This is a genomic window from Pseudomonas sp. RU47, assembly GCF_004011755.1.
In the GTDB taxonomy this organism is placed as follows: domain Bacteria; phylum Pseudomonadota; class Gammaproteobacteria; order Pseudomonadales; family Pseudomonadaceae; genus Aquipseudomonas.
On record NZ_CP022411.1, the window covers coordinates 3,732,733 to 3,750,399 of the forward strand.

19 protein-coding genes are annotated in these 17,667 nt (G+C 57.3%); 12 read left to right on the forward strand and 7 right to left on the reverse strand.

The genetic code is table 11. The features are described 5' to 3' along the window. Positions 1–131 precede the first annotated feature (131 nt). Complete coding sequence (locus CCX46_RS16955) at positions 132–2,744, forward strand: bifunctional diguanylate cyclase/phosphodiesterase (protein ID WP_127928253.1); 2,613 nt, start codon at positions 132–134, stop codon at positions 2,742–2,744. A gap of 44 nt (positions 2,745–2,788) precedes the next feature. Here the strand turns inward: CCX46_RS16955 and CCX46_RS16960 are convergent, their stop codons facing one another. After that, entirely contained in the window at positions 2,789–3,004 is a 216-nt protein-coding gene (locus CCX46_RS16960; protein WP_127928255.1) for a hypothetical protein, read from the reverse strand. 368 nt (positions 3,005–3,372) lie between these two features. Continuing rightward, entirely contained in the window at positions 3,373–4,188 is an 816-nt protein-coding gene (gene ppk2 / locus CCX46_RS16965) for a polyphosphate kinase 2 (RefSeq protein ID WP_127928257.1), read from the reverse strand. A 188-nt stretch (positions 4,189–4,376) separates the two neighbouring features. Between ppk2 and CCX46_RS16970 the strand changes: the two genes are divergently transcribed. The 5 genes from CCX46_RS16970 to CCX46_RS16990 all read left to right on the forward strand — a co-directional run bounded on the left by CCX46_RS16970 (position 4,377) and on the right by CCX46_RS16990 (position 9,412). Further along, positions 4,377–6,503, forward strand: coding sequence for a TonB-dependent receptor family protein (locus CCX46_RS16970; protein WP_127928258.1), 2,127 nt, complete (start codon positions 4,377–4,379; stop codon positions 6,501–6,503). A 235-nt stretch (positions 6,504–6,738) separates the two neighbouring features. After that, positions 6,739–7,530 (forward strand): enhanced serine sensitivity protein SseB, encoded by a 792-nt coding sequence (sseB, locus tag CCX46_RS16975; protein ID WP_127928260.1) that lies wholly within the window; start codon positions 6,739–6,741, stop codon positions 7,528–7,530. Between the two features lie 201 nt (positions 7,531–7,731). Continuing rightward, the gene (locus CCX46_RS16980) at positions 7,732–8,109 is read left to right on the forward strand and encodes a c-type cytochrome (RefSeq protein ID WP_127928262.1); all 378 of its coding nucleotides are present in this window, start codon (positions 7,732–7,734) and stop codon (positions 8,107–8,109) included. Positions 8,110–8,176: 67 nt separating this feature from the next. Beyond that, positions 8,177–8,827, forward strand: coding sequence for a hypothetical protein (locus CCX46_RS16985; protein ID WP_127928264.1), 651 nt, complete (start codon positions 8,177–8,179; stop codon positions 8,825–8,827). A 111-nt stretch (positions 8,828–8,938) separates the two neighbouring features. Further along, a complete protein-coding gene (locus CCX46_RS16990) occupies positions 8,939–9,412 on the forward strand; it encodes a hypothetical protein (RefSeq protein WP_127928266.1) in 474 nt (157 codons plus the stop codon). Between the two features lie 105 nt (positions 9,413–9,517). On the opposite strand, the gene msrA is transcribed toward CCX46_RS16990, so the two are convergent. Then, entirely contained in the window at positions 9,518–10,024 is a 507-nt protein-coding gene (msrA, locus tag CCX46_RS16995) for a peptide-methionine (S)-S-oxide reductase MsrA (RefSeq protein ID WP_127928268.1), read from the reverse strand. Positions 10,025–10,117: 93 nt separating this feature from the next. Between msrA and CCX46_RS17000 the strand changes: the two genes are divergently transcribed. Further along, entirely contained in the window at positions 10,118–10,495 is a 378-nt protein-coding gene (locus CCX46_RS17000; protein ID WP_127928270.1) for a hypothetical protein, read from the forward strand. 86 nt (positions 10,496–10,581) lie between these two features. Here the strand turns inward: CCX46_RS17000 and CCX46_RS17005 are convergent, their stop codons facing one another. Continuing rightward, positions 10,582–11,799, reverse strand: a complete 1,218-nt coding sequence (locus CCX46_RS17005) for an MFS transporter (RefSeq protein ID WP_127928272.1) — start codon at positions 11,797–11,799, stop codon at positions 10,582–10,584. A 131-nt stretch (positions 11,800–11,930) separates the two neighbouring features. Between CCX46_RS17005 and CCX46_RS17010 the strand changes: the two genes are divergently transcribed. After that, positions 11,931–12,566, forward strand: coding sequence for a TetR/AcrR family transcriptional regulator (locus tag CCX46_RS17010; RefSeq protein WP_127928274.1), 636 nt, complete (start codon positions 11,931–11,933; stop codon positions 12,564–12,566). Further along, positions 12,563–12,868 carry an ATP-binding protein gene (locus tag CCX46_RS17015; protein ID WP_238704342.1) on the forward strand — a complete coding sequence of 102 codons (306 nt, stop codon included), beginning with the start codon at positions 12,563–12,565 and terminating at the stop codon, positions 12,866–12,868. Before CCX46_RS17010 ends, CCX46_RS17015 begins: the two co-directional genes overlap by 4 nt. Here the strand turns inward: CCX46_RS17015 and CCX46_RS17020 are convergent. Both CCX46_RS17020 and CCX46_RS17025 read right to left on the reverse strand, forming a co-directional pair. Further along, positions 12,855–13,109, reverse strand: coding sequence for a hypothetical protein (locus tag CCX46_RS17020; protein ID WP_127928275.1), 255 nt, complete (start codon positions 13,107–13,109; stop codon positions 12,855–12,857). The genes CCX46_RS17015 and CCX46_RS17020 overlap by 14 nt on opposite strands. 140 nt (positions 13,110–13,249) lie before the next feature. Beyond that, complete coding sequence (locus tag CCX46_RS17025) at positions 13,250–13,630, reverse strand: hypothetical protein (RefSeq protein WP_127930418.1); 381 nt, start codon at positions 13,628–13,630, stop codon at positions 13,250–13,252. Positions 13,631–14,029: 399 nt separating this feature from the next. On the opposite strand from CCX46_RS17025, the gene CCX46_RS17030 reads away from it, so the two are divergent. From CCX46_RS17030 to CCX46_RS17040, 3 genes are all read left to right on the forward strand, one after another. Continuing rightward, positions 14,030–14,827, forward strand: a complete 798-nt coding sequence (locus CCX46_RS17030) for an enhanced serine sensitivity protein SseB C-terminal domain-containing protein (protein ID WP_127928277.1) — start codon at positions 14,030–14,032, stop codon at positions 14,825–14,827. Further along, complete coding sequence (locus CCX46_RS17035; protein WP_177413865.1) at positions 14,824–15,342, forward strand: hypothetical protein; 519 nt, start codon at positions 14,824–14,826, stop codon at positions 15,340–15,342. The genes CCX46_RS17030 and CCX46_RS17035 overlap by 4 nt, the downstream gene beginning before the upstream one ends. Before the next feature lie 714 nt (positions 15,343–16,056). Continuing rightward, the gene (locus tag CCX46_RS17040; RefSeq protein ID WP_127928279.1) at positions 16,057–16,419 is read left to right on the forward strand and encodes a DUF6124 family protein; all 363 of its coding nucleotides are present in this window, start codon (positions 16,057–16,059) and stop codon (positions 16,417–16,419) included. Between the two features lie 291 nt (positions 16,420–16,710). Here CCX46_RS17040 and CCX46_RS17045 read toward each other — a convergent pair whose 3' ends face one another. Continuing rightward, positions 16,711–17,631: a hypothetical protein gene (locus CCX46_RS17045; RefSeq protein ID WP_127928281.1), complete on the reverse strand. Its 921-nt coding sequence runs from the start codon at positions 17,629–17,631 to the stop codon at positions 16,711–16,713. Between the last annotated feature and the right edge of the window lie 36 nt (positions 17,632–17,667).

Here is a 17,667-nt window from a genome sequence, read left to right on the forward strand (position 1 = left end):
GGCGTCCTGCACTTGGGAAGACAAATCACGCGGGGTTCACTACGCTTTCAGAGCAGTCGCCGAGAACAATCTGAACATTGCGCCCACGCCGTGGTTCTAGATTCAGAAGACAGCGGATCAAGGACGAGCACATGGACCTTTCCAGCTATGCAGCCCCGCTTCCACCACGCCAGAGCGCCGTCACTCGCCGCCTGGCCTTCGCGGTCGGAGCGCTGTTCGTCAGTGGCGTGATTGCGGCGGCGGTCGCTTTGCTGGGTATCGCCGAGCGCCTGGACAGCGAAGAGCTCACCAAAACCGGCTTTTACTCGGCTCGCGCGCTGGAAAACCGCATCACTGCCTCGAAAAACTACATCACCAGCTACGCCTACTGGACCACCGCCTACGAGCATTTGAGCGGTCAGGTCGATACCGATTGGGCCTACACCGAGCAGAACCTCGGCAAAACCCTGTTCACCAGTGACGGCTATGACGGCGTGTTCGTCCTCAACCCCGAAGGCACCCGTTACGCGGTGGTGCGCGGGCAAATGGTCGATGCCGAGCTGTCCGCGTTCGTTCAGGTCAGCGCCACGGAGTTACTGGATCAAGTGTTGGGCCAAGGTGATCTGACCAAGCCAGTCAGCCGCTATTCACTGTTCGAAGGCTGGCCGGCGCTGGTGTCGGCGGCGACGATCATTCCCAACGATGAACGACCACTCGGCGATCCGCAGACTTCTTCGGTGCTGGTGTTCGTCGACAAACTCACGCCGACCAAATTGCGCCTGATCGGCAGCGGTTACGGCTTGAATAACCTGACCCTGGCACTGGACGATACGCTCGACCCGAAACGCCCTCGCGTGCCGCTGGACAGCACCGGTTACAGCCTGATCGCTGATCTGGAGCGACCCGGGCAACATTTACTGTGGTCATTGCTGCCGCCACTCGGCGCGACGATTGTGGTGCTGATGCTGCTGACCGCGTACTTCTTCCGTCACGCCTTGCGCTCATCGCAGTACGTCGACCAGAGTTTTGCCGTCATGCAAACCTCCAATCAAGCACTGGAAAACGCCAACCGGGAGCTGGAAGCCAGTGAAGAACGCTTTCGCGCCGTGGCCGAAGCCGCGTCCGACTGGATCTGGGAAGTCGACCGCCACCTGGCGCTGACGTACCTGTCGGCGCGCTTCAGCGAAGTGACCGGTTACCCGCAAACCCTGTGGCTGGGGCAGGACATCGGCCAACTGTTGAGTTGTGACACCACGCCACTGGAACTGTGGCTGAGAAACCTCACCGAGGAGAACAGCGCCAGTGATTTGCGTTGCACCTACCGTGACCACTCCGGCCAGCAACGCCACTGTCGGTTGTCCGCCCGGCCGATCTTCGACAAACACACGGTGATCGGCTATCGCGGTACCGCCAGCGACATCACCGACGAAGTCGCCGCCCATGCGCAGATTCAACATCTGTCGATGCACGACGCCCTGACTGGCCTGCCCAATCGCAACAAACTCGCGCGATATCTCGATGAAGCGCTGCTGCTCAAGGAGCACGCGCCGCCGCTGTCACTGCTGATGATCGACCTCGACAACTTCAAACCGATCAACGATTCGCTCGGCCATCCGGCCGGTGATGCCGTGCTGCAGGAAGTCGCCACGCGCCTGCGTGAATGCACCCGCGAACACGACATCGTCGCGCGTCTGGGCGGCGACGAGTTCATCGTGGTGCTCAACGGCATGGACAGTCCGCACGAAATCGACAAGTTCTGCACCCGCCTGATCGGCAGCCTGCATCAACCGGTGGTGTTCGAACATCATCCGCTGCACATCGGCGCCAGCATCGGCATCTCGCTTAGTCGCAACCACGGCTACGTACCCAGCGACCTGATCCGTTACGCCGACATTGCCCTGTATCAGGCCAAGTCCGAGGGCAAGAACACCTGGTGCTATTTCGAAGCGCACATGAGCGACCAGATCCAGACCCGCCGGCAGATGGAAGACGACCTGCGCCATGCGCTCAAACACAACGAATTCATCCTGCACTATCAACCGCGCTACAAGATCGATGGCAAGCACATCGTTTCGGTCGAAGCGCTGGTGCGCTGGCAACACCCGACCAAAGGCCTGCTCGGCCCGGACCTGTTCATACCGCTGGCGGAGCAGACCGATCTGATCGTGCCGCTCGGGCGCTGGGTGTTGCGTGAAGCCTGCGAAACCGCGCTGGGCTGGCCGGAAGACATTCTGCTGTCGGTGAATCTGTCGCCCGCGCAGTTTGCCGTCAGCGATGTGGTCGAGGATGTTCGGGAGGTTCTGGTGCAAACCCGTTTTCCAGCGAGTCGCCTGGAACTGGAAATCACCGAGAACGTGATGCTCAACGACACCGACGGCGCGTTGACCACCATGAATGCCCTGAAAGAACTCGGCGTGCGCCTGAACATGGACGACTTCGGCACCGGTTACTCGTCGCTCGGTTACCTGCGCGCTTATCCTTTTGACGGGATCAAGATCGACAAACGCTTCATCGCCTCGATCAGCAGCGGCACCAATGATCGCGCGGTGGTGCAGGCGATCATCGGCCTGGGCAAAGCCATGGGCCTGACTGTCACCGCCGAAGGGGTCGAGACTGAAGAGCAACTGGATATTCTCGGGGTCGATCAGTGCAATGAGGTGCAGGGTTATTTCATGAGTCGGCCGATCGACAAAGTCGCGTTTGCGCGGTTGCTGCAAGATTCCAGAGGTGCACATTTGAAAGCGAAGAAAGGTCGTGTGACTTGAACGGCTACACGGCGGAGCGACCGCTGTAGCCGTTCGCGGCACCTTCAACCGCGTGTTGAACCTGAGTCATTGGTAAATACATTGCCCGCATCCCGCACCAACTGCCGCCACTCGGCACTGGTGATCAACCCCTCCTCTTCCATTTCATCGGCTGCCTTGAGCAGTTCGTCGTACTGCTGCTCCGGGTCCAGACGCATCTGCGATTGCGTCGCCAGTTTTCGCCATGCCGCCAGTTTTTCTTGTTTGCGCTGATCAAACATCGGGCATCTCTCGTGAAGGACTCTCTCGATAGAAAGAAACGAGATCGCGGTGGTTCAGCGCAGTCGACGGATGGACTTTTTGCTTCTAAAGCGCTTTGCCGATCAACAATGATGGATACACCACCGAATACTGTGGGAGCGAGCCTGCTCGCGAAAGCGGTTTGTCTGCACCGAAGATATTGGCTGACCCACCGCTATCGCTTGCAGGCAAGCTCCCACAGGGTTTGCGCTGATCAGCAATGATGGATACACCACCGAACCCTGTAGGAGTGAGCCTGCTCGCGATAGCGGATTGTCTGTGGCGGATGTGTTGGCTGACACTCCGCTATCGCGAGCAGGCTCACTCCCACAGGGATTGGGGCAGTTTGTCAGAACTTCTCGGCCACGCGCCGGTATGGATAATCCGGATCGCGGTACTTGCCCGGCTTCTGTCGTTTGGGCAGCTCGATTTTCTCGCGCTTCACCTCCTCATACGGAATGCGGCTGAGCACATCGGAGATGATGTTCAGCCGTGCGCGGCGTTTGTCATTGGAGTCGGCCACCAGCCACGGCGCGTGTTCAGTGTCGGAGTATTTGAACATTTCGTCCCGCGCCCGTGAGTAGTCGTACCAGCGGCTGTAGGACTTGAGGTCCATCGGTGTCAGTTTCCAGGTCTTGCGCCCGTCGTTGATTCGCGCCTCAAGCCGGCGGGTTTGCTCTTCAGGGCTTACTTCCAGCCAGTACTTGAGCAGGATCACTCCCGATTGGACGATGGCGTGTTCGACCCAGGGAATCGATTTGAGGAATTTGTCGGCCTGCTCGTCGGTGCAGAAGCCCATCACCCGCTCGACACCGGCGCGGTTGTACCAGCTGCGATCGAAGATCACCACTTCGCCTGCCGCCGGTAGATAAGGCAGATAACGTTGCACGTGCATCTGGCTTTTCTCGCGATCGGTCGGCGCCGGCAGCGCCACCACGCGAAAGACACGCGGGCTGACGCGCTCGGTCAATGCCTTGATGGTCCCGCCCTTGCCAGCGCCGTCGCGGCCTTCGAAAACGATGCAGACCTTGACGCCCTTGGCAATCACCCATTCCTGCAACTTGACCAGTTCGACGTGCAGTTTGCGCAAATGCTCGAGGTAATCCTTGTTTTTCAATTTCGGACTTTCAGGCGCCGTGGCGGCCTTCTTTTTGCCTTTTGCCATGACCTTGGCCTCTCTCCAATAAATGCAGAAACAGAGTGTTGATTGACGGGATACACCAGACACGTGAGGTTAGTTCATGACGTGCCGTTTGCCATGGCCGGGCAAAAAGCCAAATTGCCATGTGTTTCGTTCGTTCTTTGTTACGTCGCACTGTTCATTGCCCGTTCTTGCCTGCCTGGAGTTTTTCGATGCCGTCGTCCAAATCCCTGCCCACCGCCCTGCTCGGCCTGGCGCTCGCCTGCCCGGCGATGGCCGAGACTCAAGGTCTGGAATTGGGGCAAGTACTGATTTCGGCCGAGGATCGCAACGGTAGTGATGTCTCTGTTGAGGAAGCCAAGGCCCGCCTCGAACAGGTGCCCGGCGGCACCAGCGTGGTCGACATGCGCCAGCCATTGCAGGGCCGCGTGGCGAGCAATCAGGATGTGCTGGCGTATCAGCCGGGGGTTTATGCGCAGTCGGCGGGCAACGAAGGCGTGAAAATCTCGGTGCGTGGCTCAGGCATCAACCGGGCACCGGGCGCTCACGCGTCGGGGCTGTACACCCTGCTCGACGGTCTGCCGTTGACCGGCCCGGGCGGCACGCCTTACGAATTGCTCGAGCCGTTGTGGGTCGATCACGTTGAAGTGCTGCGCGGCGCCAACGGTTTTGATCGCGGTTCGCTGGCACTTGGCGGCGCCATCGATTACGTCAGCCACACCGGCTACGACGCGCCGAAACTGCAAGTGCGCTACGCGACTGGAAGCCACGGCTATCAGCAGCGTCAGGTCAGTTCCGGGCAAGTGCTCGGCGATTTCGATTACTACGTGTCGCTCACCGATTCCAACGCCGACGGCTATCAGGATCACACCGCCAGCGAGAGCAAAGGCCTGATCGCCAACTTCGGTTATCGCTTCAACCCGAACCTGGAAACCCGCTTCTATATCCGCTACCGCGAAACCGACAACGACCTCGCCGGCCGCGTAACCAAGCACTCCATCGAACACTCGCCTCGCGCGGCCAATCCGTCCTACGTGGCGCGCGACGATAGCCGCAAACAGCCGGGCAGCACCTTCATCGGCAACAAGACCACCTATTACATCGACGACGATTCGAGCATCCAGACCGGCCTCGTTTATCACGACTACCCGATGGACCTGCGCGAAGGTCCGAACCGTTTGAAGGTCGCCTACACCGACGTCAGTGGCACCTTCGACTACAAACGCCGCGACACGATTTTCGGCATGGAAAGCCGCAGCAACGTCGGCCTGCGCGTGACCAAACACCTGCCCAACGACGGCGCCAGCGAATTCGTGCGCATCCCCAGCGGCAACACCGCCAGCTACGTGCCCGGCACGCGCATGCGCAACTTCACTTATCAGGGTTCGGACACGGTTCTGCACTTTGGTAACGATCTGGAAATCGCCGACGACCTCTGGCTGACCACCGGTCTCGCCGCCATCTACACCCGCCGCGAAAGCGACGTGACCTACCCGCAAAGCGGCGGCAAAACCAGCATGAACGACTGGGATTACGCGCCGCGCCTCGGCCTGCGCTACCAGATCACCCCGGATCTGCAAGTGTTCGGCAACCTCAGCCGCTCGGTTGAAGCACCACACCCGTGGTCGCTGATCTACAGCTCCAACGTGCGTTTCCCGGCTGGCAGCGGCGCCGCGACCGGCACGCAGAAAGACCCGATCGAATTGCAGAACCAGACCGCCACCACGCTAGAGCTGGGTGGTCGTGGCGACAGCGTCATCGGTGAGTGGAGTCTGGCGTGGTACTACGCGCAGGTGCGGCATGAACTGCTGTCGGTGTTGCCGGATGCCAATGCCGTCACGCCGTATGAACTGAACGCCAGCCCGACCGTGCACCAAGGCATCGAAGCCAGCCTCAACAGCAAACTCTGGTCGGCGGCCGATGGCCGTCAGTTGAGCTTGCGCCAGGCGTATACCTTCAGCGACTTCCACTATCGAGATGATGATCGTTTTGGTGACAACCGCCTGCCCGGTCTGCCAATGCATTACTACCAGGGTGAGTTGCGTTACGACTGGCCGCAGGGTTTCTTCGCGGCGGTGAATACGCAACTGGTGTCCAAGGTAGCGGTGGATTACGCCAACAGCTACTACGCCGATCCGTATGCACTGTTCGGCGCGACGCTGGGTTACAACGCGCCGAAGGGTGACTGGCAGACGTGGGTGGATATGCGCAACCTGACCAACAAACACTACGCAGCAACGGTCACACCGGGGTATGACGACAAGGGACTGGATGCGGCGCGGTCTACTCCGGGTGAAGGGATGGGGGTTTATGTCGGGGTTTCGTGGAGTTTGCTCTGACACCTCCCCTGTGGGAGCCAGCCTGCTGGCGATGGCGGCGAATCTGTCGCAAAGAAGCTAACTGACCTACCGTCATCGCTTGCAGGCAAGCTCACACAGTGATTTGCGCTGTACCCGAATTTTGTGATCTATACACAAACCTGTGGCAACAGGTTTGCACGCGAAGGCGTCAGCCGAACACGCGTCGATGTAAATGTTCTACGCCCTGTTTCAGAACGAGTCACGGATGAACACCATGGATTCCCAACCAGAAAACCTGCTGGAAAAAAGCCTCAAACGGGCCGCCGACGAACCGGCACATCGTCCGGAGTTTTTCAACACTCTGTTGAATTCGAACGTTTACATTCTCGGCACCGCCGGAGAGGCAGACGGCCACGTCAATCTCCAAGCCGGCAGCAACATCAGCATCGCCCATTGGCAAAAACCGGATGGCACCCCGGTCATCCCGTTTTTCTCGTCCCTGCAAACACTGCAACAGTCCATCGACAGCGAGCAGACCTACCTCGAAATACCCGCCCGATCGTTGTTCGAAATCACACTGGGCGCCCTGCTCTGTCTGAATCCGAAGTCGCCTTACGGCAAAGAGTTTTTCCCGCAAGAGGTGCACAATTTGCTCGCCGATGCCGTTGGCCAGACCGCCACGCAACGCACGGTCGAGAAAGAAACCAACGTGCTGCTCGGCCAGCCTGCCGAATACCCGTCACAAATGGTCCACTCGCTCACGCAACTGTTCGCCAAACATTCCAATGTGAAGCGCGGGTTTCTGGCATTGATGCATGACACCTCGGTGGACGAAAAACCGCACTTGATCGTGGGCATTGAGGCGGACGGCGATATTGAGCGGGTTATGCGTGAGGCGGGCAATGTTGCCGGGGATACCGCGCCGCAGGGCGAGCCGGTTGATTTGTGCCGTGTGTCCCAAGGCGAAGCCGGCCTGAGTGATTACTTTCTCAGGGAAACCACGCCCTTCTATGAGCGCAAGTGGGGCAATAAACTGCGTTCTTTTCTGGGGTTTGGTAAAGCGTGATTGAACATGCACCGGGACCCTGGGTTCTCGACGAGACCGCCGAGGTCACGGCCGGACTTGCTGATTTGATCGCGGCGATTGCCAAAACCGAGCGATCGCAAATCCCATGAGTCCGGGTTGGAAACACGGGTTCACGCTTGAAAACTGAGTGATCGTAAAATGTGGACCGGGTTGACCGGTCCGCCACAAGGACCGTGAAAAATGAAAGTATTGCTCATCGCTTCGCTTGCAATTTTGTCGATAACTCAAACATCTTTGTCCTTCGCCGATAACGCCAATGGCAAAAATCTTTTTTTACAGCGATGTGCGGTGTGCCATGGAGCAGATATCAAGGCAACAGGCCCCTTGGCGAATAAAAGCCAACCGCCGACGCCTGACCTGACAACAGCCATCTTCAAGAAGCGACTGCATGATTATCCAGGCGTCATCGTCTCCTCGATCATTCTTCGCCCCAATGGCGACCTGATTCCAAGAACCCTGCGGGACAACGGCATAAAAATCGCGCCGCACGCCTGGAGCGTTCAGGACTTTCGCGACTTGAATCAATACATGAGTCGTGTGATTTCAGAGAGTCGGTGATTTGATAAAACGACGACGTTTGAACCGGAACACAACCCTCTCCAATGCCCACCGAGTCAGGAAATGAATGAACTTCACCGATGACATGGCGGCCGCTTTTCCTGCGGGCAATCCGATACCCGCACGCCTTCGCCAATCACTTGAGTTGTTGGAAGAGCATGGCTGCGTGCGCAGTCACCGCGATGGCACGCGCTATATGACGCTGCATCCGGACCCCGCACACAGCGATGTGGCGACAACCGCTTTTTACCTGCCAGTACCTGCCGACACCGCCCGCTGGACTAACAGCGATGATCCTGACGTAAACCAGCGCCTGACCCTATTCCTCAGAACCGGTGGGGACGGCTCGTGGGCCGGGCTGTGGCTGGACGACAGCGGGCAACAGCGATTCGTCCATCTGGGATCAGGGTCCGGGTCAACGATGCTTTGCGTCCTGACCGACACGATTGAAGACTTGTTGAGGCTGCTGGCTATCGGTTACGACGAGCTCTGCTGGCCGGAGCAATTTCAACTGACCCCGGATCAAGTACGCGAAAAAGAATACGCCGAAGACGATTACCCTCCTCCGCCTCTTCTGTTGCGAAGCCACGTCGAGCGAACGCTCGGGCTGAGCATACCGGCGCGAGCAGCGGATCTGGTCCGCGGTACAGAGTGCATGGATGTGAGCGATTCGAACGACCCCTTCTGGAACTGGCTCAAGCAGGTCAGCCGGCATTAATGGCGACACTGCTCGATCACTTCCACATTACCCCTAAACACTGTCTGGAGTGAGAGACAGGGACACTTGTGGCGCTCTCTGCACTTACAGATCATTCAAGGAAAAATGCTCATGAGCATAAAAAAAATTATGCTGGCTGTATTGGCCGCAGCGGCGCTGGCGGGTTGTGGGGGTAACAAGGACAAGGCGCAGGCGTTCGTCGAGTCCAGTGGCATGACCAAGCAATACGCCAGCATGGTCGAGACCGCGTCCAGCGGTTATGCGTCCCGCTACCCGATGCTCGAACACGAGCAAATTCGCAACGTTGTACGAGAGAACATCGATCCTGACGACCTGAAGGGCATGGTCGTGGAAATCTATGCCAATCACTTCAACAACGAGGAGCTTGACCTGCTGACTCGCGCCAACCAGCATCCCGAGCAGGCGATGACGATCATCCTGAGTTCGAAAAAGGGCCGCGATCTGGCCGAAAAATTCATGGCCGTCCAGAGCACCCTCGCTAAAGATATGCGAGATGCAATGGCCGACAGCGATGAGGCGATCATCGATGCGCTGGATGATTTGAAGGATCAAGCGCAGGGTTAAAACGGCGCCATGGGCACTCGCCTCTTCGCGGGCTTGCCCGCGAAGTCGGAAGCTCATTCAGCCTCGCAACCACTGAAGTGGCGCGGAATGAGCGGCGTGCCCCCTTCACCCGCGCTTCGGCAGCTTCCAGTTCGGGCGAATGAAATGGCAGGTGTAGCCATTCGGAATGCGCTCGAGGTAATCCTGGTGTTCCGGTTCCGCTTCCCAGAACGGCCCCGCCGGTTCGATTTCGGTCACCACGCGGCCCGGCCACAGTTTTGAGGCGTCGACATCGGCAGCCGTGTCCTCGGCGATGTCGCGTTGTTCTTCGCTGAGGTAGTAAATCGCCGAACGGTAGCTGCGACCGAGGTCGTTGCCCTGACGGTTGGGCGTGCTTGGGTCGTGAATCTGGAAGAAAAACTCGAGGATCTGTCGATAGCTGATCACGGCAGGATCGAAGGTGATTTCGATGGCCTCGGCGTGGTCGCCATGGTTGCGATAAGTAGCGTTCGGCACATCGCCGCCGGTGTAACCGACGCGAGTCTGCAACACGCCGGGATAGCGCCGCAGCAGATCCTGCATGCCCCAGAAGCAGCCGCCGGCGAGGATGGCGGTTTCGGTTTGAGTGGTCATGGGTTGTGGCTCCTCTCGGAAGTAGTACGCGAGTGTACTTTTACAGATCAGCGATGAGTACCATAAGCACAGATTTCAGACCAAGGAAACGCTATGCCGCTGCTCACATGGGACCCTTTTGACCTTATTGCTGCACTAGGCGTGATTCCCGATCAGGATGAGTATGAGACCTACCATCAGTACTTGATCGAACAGGGTTCCATCAGCCTGAAGCTGACGATCTGGCAATACGATTCAGATGTAGAGATTCAGGTTTGGGAAAAATCGTTACCCAACCCCATTATCAAATACACAATGCAGGGCTGCCCCGGTATCCGTGTCATTGACGATCAACGCGGGAAATTTGTTGAATTCGCCGCGTCGAACACCTTCTCCGGGCGATATGACGGTTACTCCGTGATTCCCTTTGGCCTGAGGTTGTGGGTGGATCCACAGATTTTTCTGGAGCCGTTCAGCTATCCCTCTGCTTAGCGACGGATGCATTCCAGTGCGACGTGAAAACATGGAACCTTCCGTCTGTATCGAGGCTAGCGATAATCCCGAAAATCGTCCGGGCATCAGTGCCCGGCAACCGCAGCCGCTCCAGCAACACGCGGCCCCGATCTGAACCCGTGCCCCCGAGCGCCGAAGGCAATGGCAAACCCCACGCTCACCAGCACCACCATGGCCCAGGGAAACGAGGCGACGCCCCAGCGGTCGAGCAACACCCCACCGACCACCCCGCTGCCTGCAATCGCGCTATTCCACGCCACCACATTCAACGACAACGCCACGTCTGCGCCATCCCCCGCCGCATCCGCCAGAGCCGTCTGCAACAACGTCGCCGCGCCACCAAAACTCAATCCCCACACCAACACGCCGAGGTAAATCACCTGCGGTACACGCCCCCAAAAGCCAAACACCACGCAAACCAATGCAAACGTCGCCAAGCTCACCAGCACGGTCTTGCGCAACAGCGGCTCAACCAGTTTCGCGGTCAGCCAGATCCCCGACAACGCTGCGAGACCAAACACCAACAACACCAGATCTACACGATCCGCCAGCCCCGCCGGCGCCACAAACGGGGCGATGTAGGTGTAGAGAATGTTGTGCGCCAGCATCCAGCTGATCACCACCGCCAGCACCGGCCGCACACCCGGCGTGGTCAACACGCGGCGCAACGACAGACGCTGATGCGCAGGCTGCGGCGGATAATCCGGCACCTTCACCAACACCCAAACGATCAGTATCAACGTCAGGGCCGACATCAGGCCAAACGTCGTGCGCCATCCGACGAGGCCACCGAGCCATGTGCCGAGCGGCACGCCTAGTGACAGGGCAATCGGCGTACCGACCATGGCCAGTGCCAACGCTTTGCCCTGCTGATCAGGCTCAACCATGCGCCGCGCATAACCGGCCAACAAACTCCACGCCAACCCTGCCGCCACCCCCGCAAAGAAACGCGCCACCAGCGTCACACCATAGTGCGACGACAGCGCCGTGATCGAGTTGAACAGCAGAAAACCGACAATGGTCAGCAGCAACACATTGCGTCGACGCCAGCCACGAGTGGCAATGGTCATCGGAATCACCGCCAGCACCGAGCCCAGCGCATACGCGGTGACCATCTGCCCGGCCATCGAAGGTGAAATCGCCAAGCCTTCGCTGATCAGCGGCAACAGCCCGGCGGGCAGGGTTTCGGTGACGATGCAGATAAAACCGGTCATGGCCAGCGCCAGCAGCGCGCCGATGGGCAGGCGTTTCGGCGCCGCCGATAGAGTCAATGAAGGTGTCACGGGAAACTCCTTGAGTTTGGAAATTCAGACTTGCGTACCGATCGATATAAAATACTGGCGGCAGCCGAGGCACGTTGTCAACGACTTATGTATCGACTAGTATCCAAATCACTTTCCGAGGAGTTTCAGCTATGGCCAGAACCGGCCGCCCCCGCGCATTCGATCGCGACGACGCCGTCGACCAGGCCATGCAATTGTTCTGGCAACACGGCTACGACTCGACATCCCTTTCACTGTTGAAGGCTGAACTGGGCGGCGGCATTTCCGCACCGAGTTTCTACGCCGCGTTCGGCTCCAAAGAAGCCCTGTTCGACGAATGCGTGCAGCGTTACCTGGCGACCTTCGCCCAAGTCACCGAATGCCTGTGGGACCAAACCCTGCCGCCACGCCAAGCCATCGAAACCGCCCTGCGCCAATCGGCACGCATGCAATGCGACGACGGCCACCCGAAAGGCTGCATGGTCACCCTCGGCGTCATGAGCGCGCCGAGCCCGGAAAACGCCCACGTCGCTCAAGCCCTCACCCACTCCCGCGCCCGAACCCGCGCGGGGATTGTGGCGTGCGTCGAGCGTGGTGTGAGTGAAGGGCTGTTAGCGGACGACACGAACGCAGCCGCGATGGCGACGGTGTTCGATAGTTTCCTGCAGGGGATTTCCATCCTTGCTCGGGATGACACGCCGATCGAGAGCATTGATGCGGCGATTACGCAGGTGATGCGGACTTGGGATGTGGCCCGTACCACCGCACCTGCACCAGAACAGGCATGAAAGGCGTCTGGATGCTCAAACAGCATAAGGAAAACCAGCCATTGCAAATCCACGTTATTTACACCCACACCGAGGTGCTGCTCTCCAGACACCCTTACGCCTCATGGAGAGAAATTCAGAATCAGTACCCTGACTACATCACATCGCTCGGCCCCTGGGATGACCAAGCCGTTATCGAATACCTGATCGATGAATACCCCGAACTTTCTCCCCATCCGAAAGAGCAGGTCGCAGCGCTCATCGCGGATACTGAAGAGACAAAAGTGATAACAACAGTACATTCACCGGCTAGACAGCCTTAGACGCGAGCTCCAGCATTCTGGCGAATTGAGCAATCGCCAGATGAATCTCATCCTGAGTGTCGCCATCCCAATCCTCAACCGTCGACAACTCGGTCCTCAGCGCGTCAATGCGACTGCGTATTTCAGCAACCTCTTCGTCCCCACACTGCTGCGTAATTGCCGCCCACTTCTCATCCGAAATACGCTGCTGCACGGACAGCCCCGCACTCGCTTGCGCGATCATTGCTGACAGTTTGCTCATCAAATATCCCTACCCTATTCCTTGCAGACAGTCGGCCCTATGCCCTCACCGGAAATAGGCATGATGTCATTGCCCATGCTGAGGCACAGCGCTTTATTACTGAAAAGACGCCCAAATCAGCGGGCTAAACAAGACCGGATCTATGCCGACACACGATCCGGGTATACCTCAACGTAACTCGACTCCCCGCCTCCACTAGCACCGGACAACCACCCCCACACAAAGCTCAACGTCGTTCGCCCTCCGTCGTCCACCCCGACAATGCCACGGGACCAACCGGACAAAATCTCGTCCTCAGTCGTCAGGCAATGAAACAGCAACTCTATGGTGTCAGGACCAGTCACGCGGCCAACTTGATGCCCCATACGAATCCGCCCGCCTTGGTAAGTGCTGGAAATGCCCGAACCCTCAACACGGTAATGAAACACCGTCCCGCTACCCGACAGCCCCTGCGTGTTATCCGCTACCGCGAATTGGCGATCATGCAAACGTTCGCTGACTTGAGAAAAGAGAGTTTCCATAAATGTCGCGTCCTTGATGAAGAAGGCTATTCCAGTGTGTGAGCATCCTACCCCATCAAATTTCAGATTTATCAGAACGCTTTTCTTCACGTTTTCACAGGCGCGTAAAAACCTGCTCACGATTCTGCCGGGCAAGCCGTTACAACAATGGAGGCGTATGAAAGTTTTAAACGCGAAGAAATCACGCAACTTGCCAGCGAGATGATGCGACCTGCACATGTCAATGAGGCTGACCAGATAAGCGCCTTCAGATACGTAAAGGGGCGCCTGGGTTATTCGGTTTTCTGGGAGTTTGCCTACGACGTACACGCTCAAGGGAAACGCTGGATCCTGCTAGGGTGCACTAGCGACTGCCCCACTCTTTGCCATTCATTTTTGTCTGTTTTTATGGAACCACCGATGGACATCAGCAATACCCAGGAAGAAAACACACTAGAACAATCGCTCGAGTTGGCTGCGAAAGAACCTGCCCGCCGACCTGATTTTTTCAAGACGCTGTTGAACTCAATGGTTTATGTCCCGGGTTCGACCGGCGCGGGTAAGGGACACATTGACCTTGAGGCTGGCAGCCAAATCAGCATCGCACATTGGGAAAAGCAGGACGGCACGGCAGTCATCCCGTTTTTTACCTCGCTGCAAACGCTGGAGCAGTCCATAGCTCGTGGCGAGTCCTACCTGGAAATTCCGGCCAGATCCCTGTTTGAAATGACGCTGGGCACTCCGCTTTTCCTGGAACCGAAGTCGCCCTATGGCAAAGAGTTTCTCCCGGAAGAAGTGCAAAGCCTGCTGTCCGCCGAGATTGGCCGGACAACACAACGCACATTGGAAAAAGACGCCCACGTGCAACTCGGGCAGCCCGCGCAATATCCAACAAAAATGGTTAACGCGCTCACGCAGCTATTCGCCAAACATCGCAACATCAAGCGTGGGTTTCTGGCGCTTATGTACAACGTAACGACGGATGAAAAGCCTCACCTGGTGGTTGGCATCGAAGCGGACGGCGATATTGAATTGATCTTGCGCGAAGCCAGTCAAGTTGCCAGGGACACCGCACCCGATGGCGAAGACGTTGGCCTGTATCGCATTCAGGAAGGTGAGCAGGACCTGAGCGATTACTTCTTTACACAAACCACTCCGTTCTATCAGCGGACGTTGGGCAGCAAACTGCGTTCATTGTTTGGTTTTGGTAAAGCGTGACCGAGTTCAACCCCAAACTGACTGCAGATCAGGCGTGCGCAATCGTGCTCGCGCTGTTTGACGGTGTGATGAGAGATGGCAAACCCGAGCGGTTTGTCATTCAGAACTGTGAGCTGTCCGCCAACGGTGATTACTGGGTCATTCGCAGCAACAGCGAGGACTACGTCGTCCACGGCATGACAGAGTTCTGTTATGTCGGTGTCAATGCGCACTTGATCAATGTGGTGACCGGCGAGCGCGAGACGGTCGCCAATTGCTTCAGTGTCGAGGAGTATCTACAGGACAAATACGACCTGACCGCGGCGACGGGCAAACAGTATGTACTGACCCCGGCACTCGACCGGGCGAATAAACCCGCGCTGATCAATCTGCGCCGAAAACTGCAGTGCACCTACCCGCAAACCCTCGCGTTGCTGACGGCCCGCAACGGCTATGGCTCACGGGTACACGCAGACGTCTGCAAGACGCACAGCGACTGCTTGGCGAGCAAGGCATCATCACTCAAATCGAGTTAGTGCCTGATGCCAGTGAAGCCGTCGCCATCGGCGTCGAAACCTGGTACATCGAAGCGGTGTTGAAAGCGGTGCGCAAACGCTTGGGTTAAGCGGTGAATTAGCCGCCGCTGCCTTTCAGACTCAGTCGATCAATTTGCTCAAGACTCGGTGCCCATCAGGGTTGCATGCTGTCGGTGGGTGAAGGCAAGGTCTACCAAATGAAATGGGGCGAAAAAGCCATACAGAGCTGCCGCATCGAACTGGACGTGAGCAAAGCACCGCTGGTGGATGGTTATTGCGTGGCGGATGCCGTGTGTAAGTAAAACCGGGACTTGATGCGCGGTGATGATCGACGCTGTTTAAGGATGCCAGGCCTCACACGCCGGCATTTCAACGACTGGTTTAAAAACGTTCCGAGATACGTCCGACAGGCTACAACGCCTTGCGCCGTTGCCTACGACTACGCCAGAATCCGCCGGCTTGTGCGCCGGGTGGGCGGGTTCTATCGTGGGTCGGTCACTGAATAGCAGTGATCGGGTTTGGTAGCCCGGCTTACCTGTCGCATCGCAGATCTATTTGCACGGACGTCTTCGTCCGCTGTTTATGGTGGCCATGCGTAGGGCGTCTTCGGACGCGCCGGGTATCCAGGTGACCGGTCTACCAACCTGCGTTTGGCCACCACCCTCGTTTGGTAGCGAAAGTGATGGCTCCATTTTTCATCCTGGAGTTTCATCTATGTTCAAAATTACGCCGAATCCACCAGAAACCGATCCAATCTCAGGCGACGAATCCCCCGACACCAAGAAATTCAACGAAGCCGTCGACCGCGCCCTCTCCCATTACCTCGGCCCTGCCCCGGAAATCATGCTCACCCCGTACCAAACCAACAAGATGTTCATCGCCAACCCGAACACCAAGACTGAGGAATTGCTGGTGAATGCCAGTGAATCGCTCGGCTCGGCCTCTGTAATGTTGGGCGATGTAATCGGTCTGGTTCACGGACCGGCACGCAAGACACTCCAAGGCATTGCGCAGGTGGTAATGCTTGGGGAGTTGGCGGTGAATCGGGCGTTGGATAACGTGGTGCCGACGGAGTAACGAAAACTCCTCCATGACGGTCGGGATGTCGTCATGGAGGCAGACCAGACAGACCCACCAAGACAGAAAATAAATCAGCCCCCTTTATTCTCGTTTTATTGCCGTTAGCAACTCAGGGCGAAAGCCGAATACAGAGGGCACAACGGCAATGTGGTGTTTTCCTGGTTTTCAGGCTTTGGCGGGCTCCGAAGTGATCGGACGCAGGTTCGAATGGCCAAGAGCAGGAATGCAGTGCAACAGCCACGAAGGTTCGCGCAAGAGGCGCACGCCGAATCCACCTCTATCCAACCGCTAGATCGGAAATACCGGAACCTGACCTCCTTTGATTTCAATTTTATGTTCTGAGTAGAACGCCACCGCCCCTTTGCACTCTGCGACCGGGCGGTGGCCTTTTGAATTGGGCTTGAGGAAAACATCCGCTTTACCTGCGACAACAACTCTCGCTTCAGCGGCCCCTCTGATCGCTATGGCAACTTCATCGCCTCCGGGGGAGCACGCAAAGTTGCAGGCGTAAATGCCAATACCCAATTTAGGGCCAAACAGTTTCTTCAACAGCACGCCAAATGATTCCGGATTGATAAAATCCTTTCCGGATTCAGACCGGCCCAACACTGCAGCAAAATTTCTCTTTACAAATATTTCGTCCGCATTACCCAGCCACATCTGCCCGATATAACCATGTGTGACGATCAGTACAGTGTCGATCCAACCGTCAGCCACCTCTGCCACGCTGGTCAGTTTTACAACCAGCTCTTCATATGTGCCATCGGCATGAACCAGGTGCGACACGCCTGAAAACGTCTCAACATAGCTCTCGACACCTTTAGCAAAAGCACTGCCCGAGTTGCCCTTTTTGATCTCTTCTGAAAAATCGTGGTAGATCACCACTATTTCACGCTGATAAGGATCGACGAACTCTTCCTCATCAATTCTGAATTTGAAATCCCCGCGAAAAGCGGCATAAGCAGGCACCAGCTTTTCTTCCTTTTGCTTGAAAAATACAATTAATGCTCGCCCGACAATGACCGATTCTTTTTCGGTTTCTGCGACCCACGGCGTTCCTATCAACCAATCGGTTAACTTGTTGACAGGGTCTAGAACTGCCAGTTTTAGTGTCGTAAACGGGATCAGTGCTTCGCTCCCGTCAAGCATGTTTTTTATGACGACGCCGGCTTTGACTTTTCTTTCGACAACTGCATTCCAGCAGATCATGTGAAGCTCCTTGAATAAGCGTGTAGTCGAAAACCG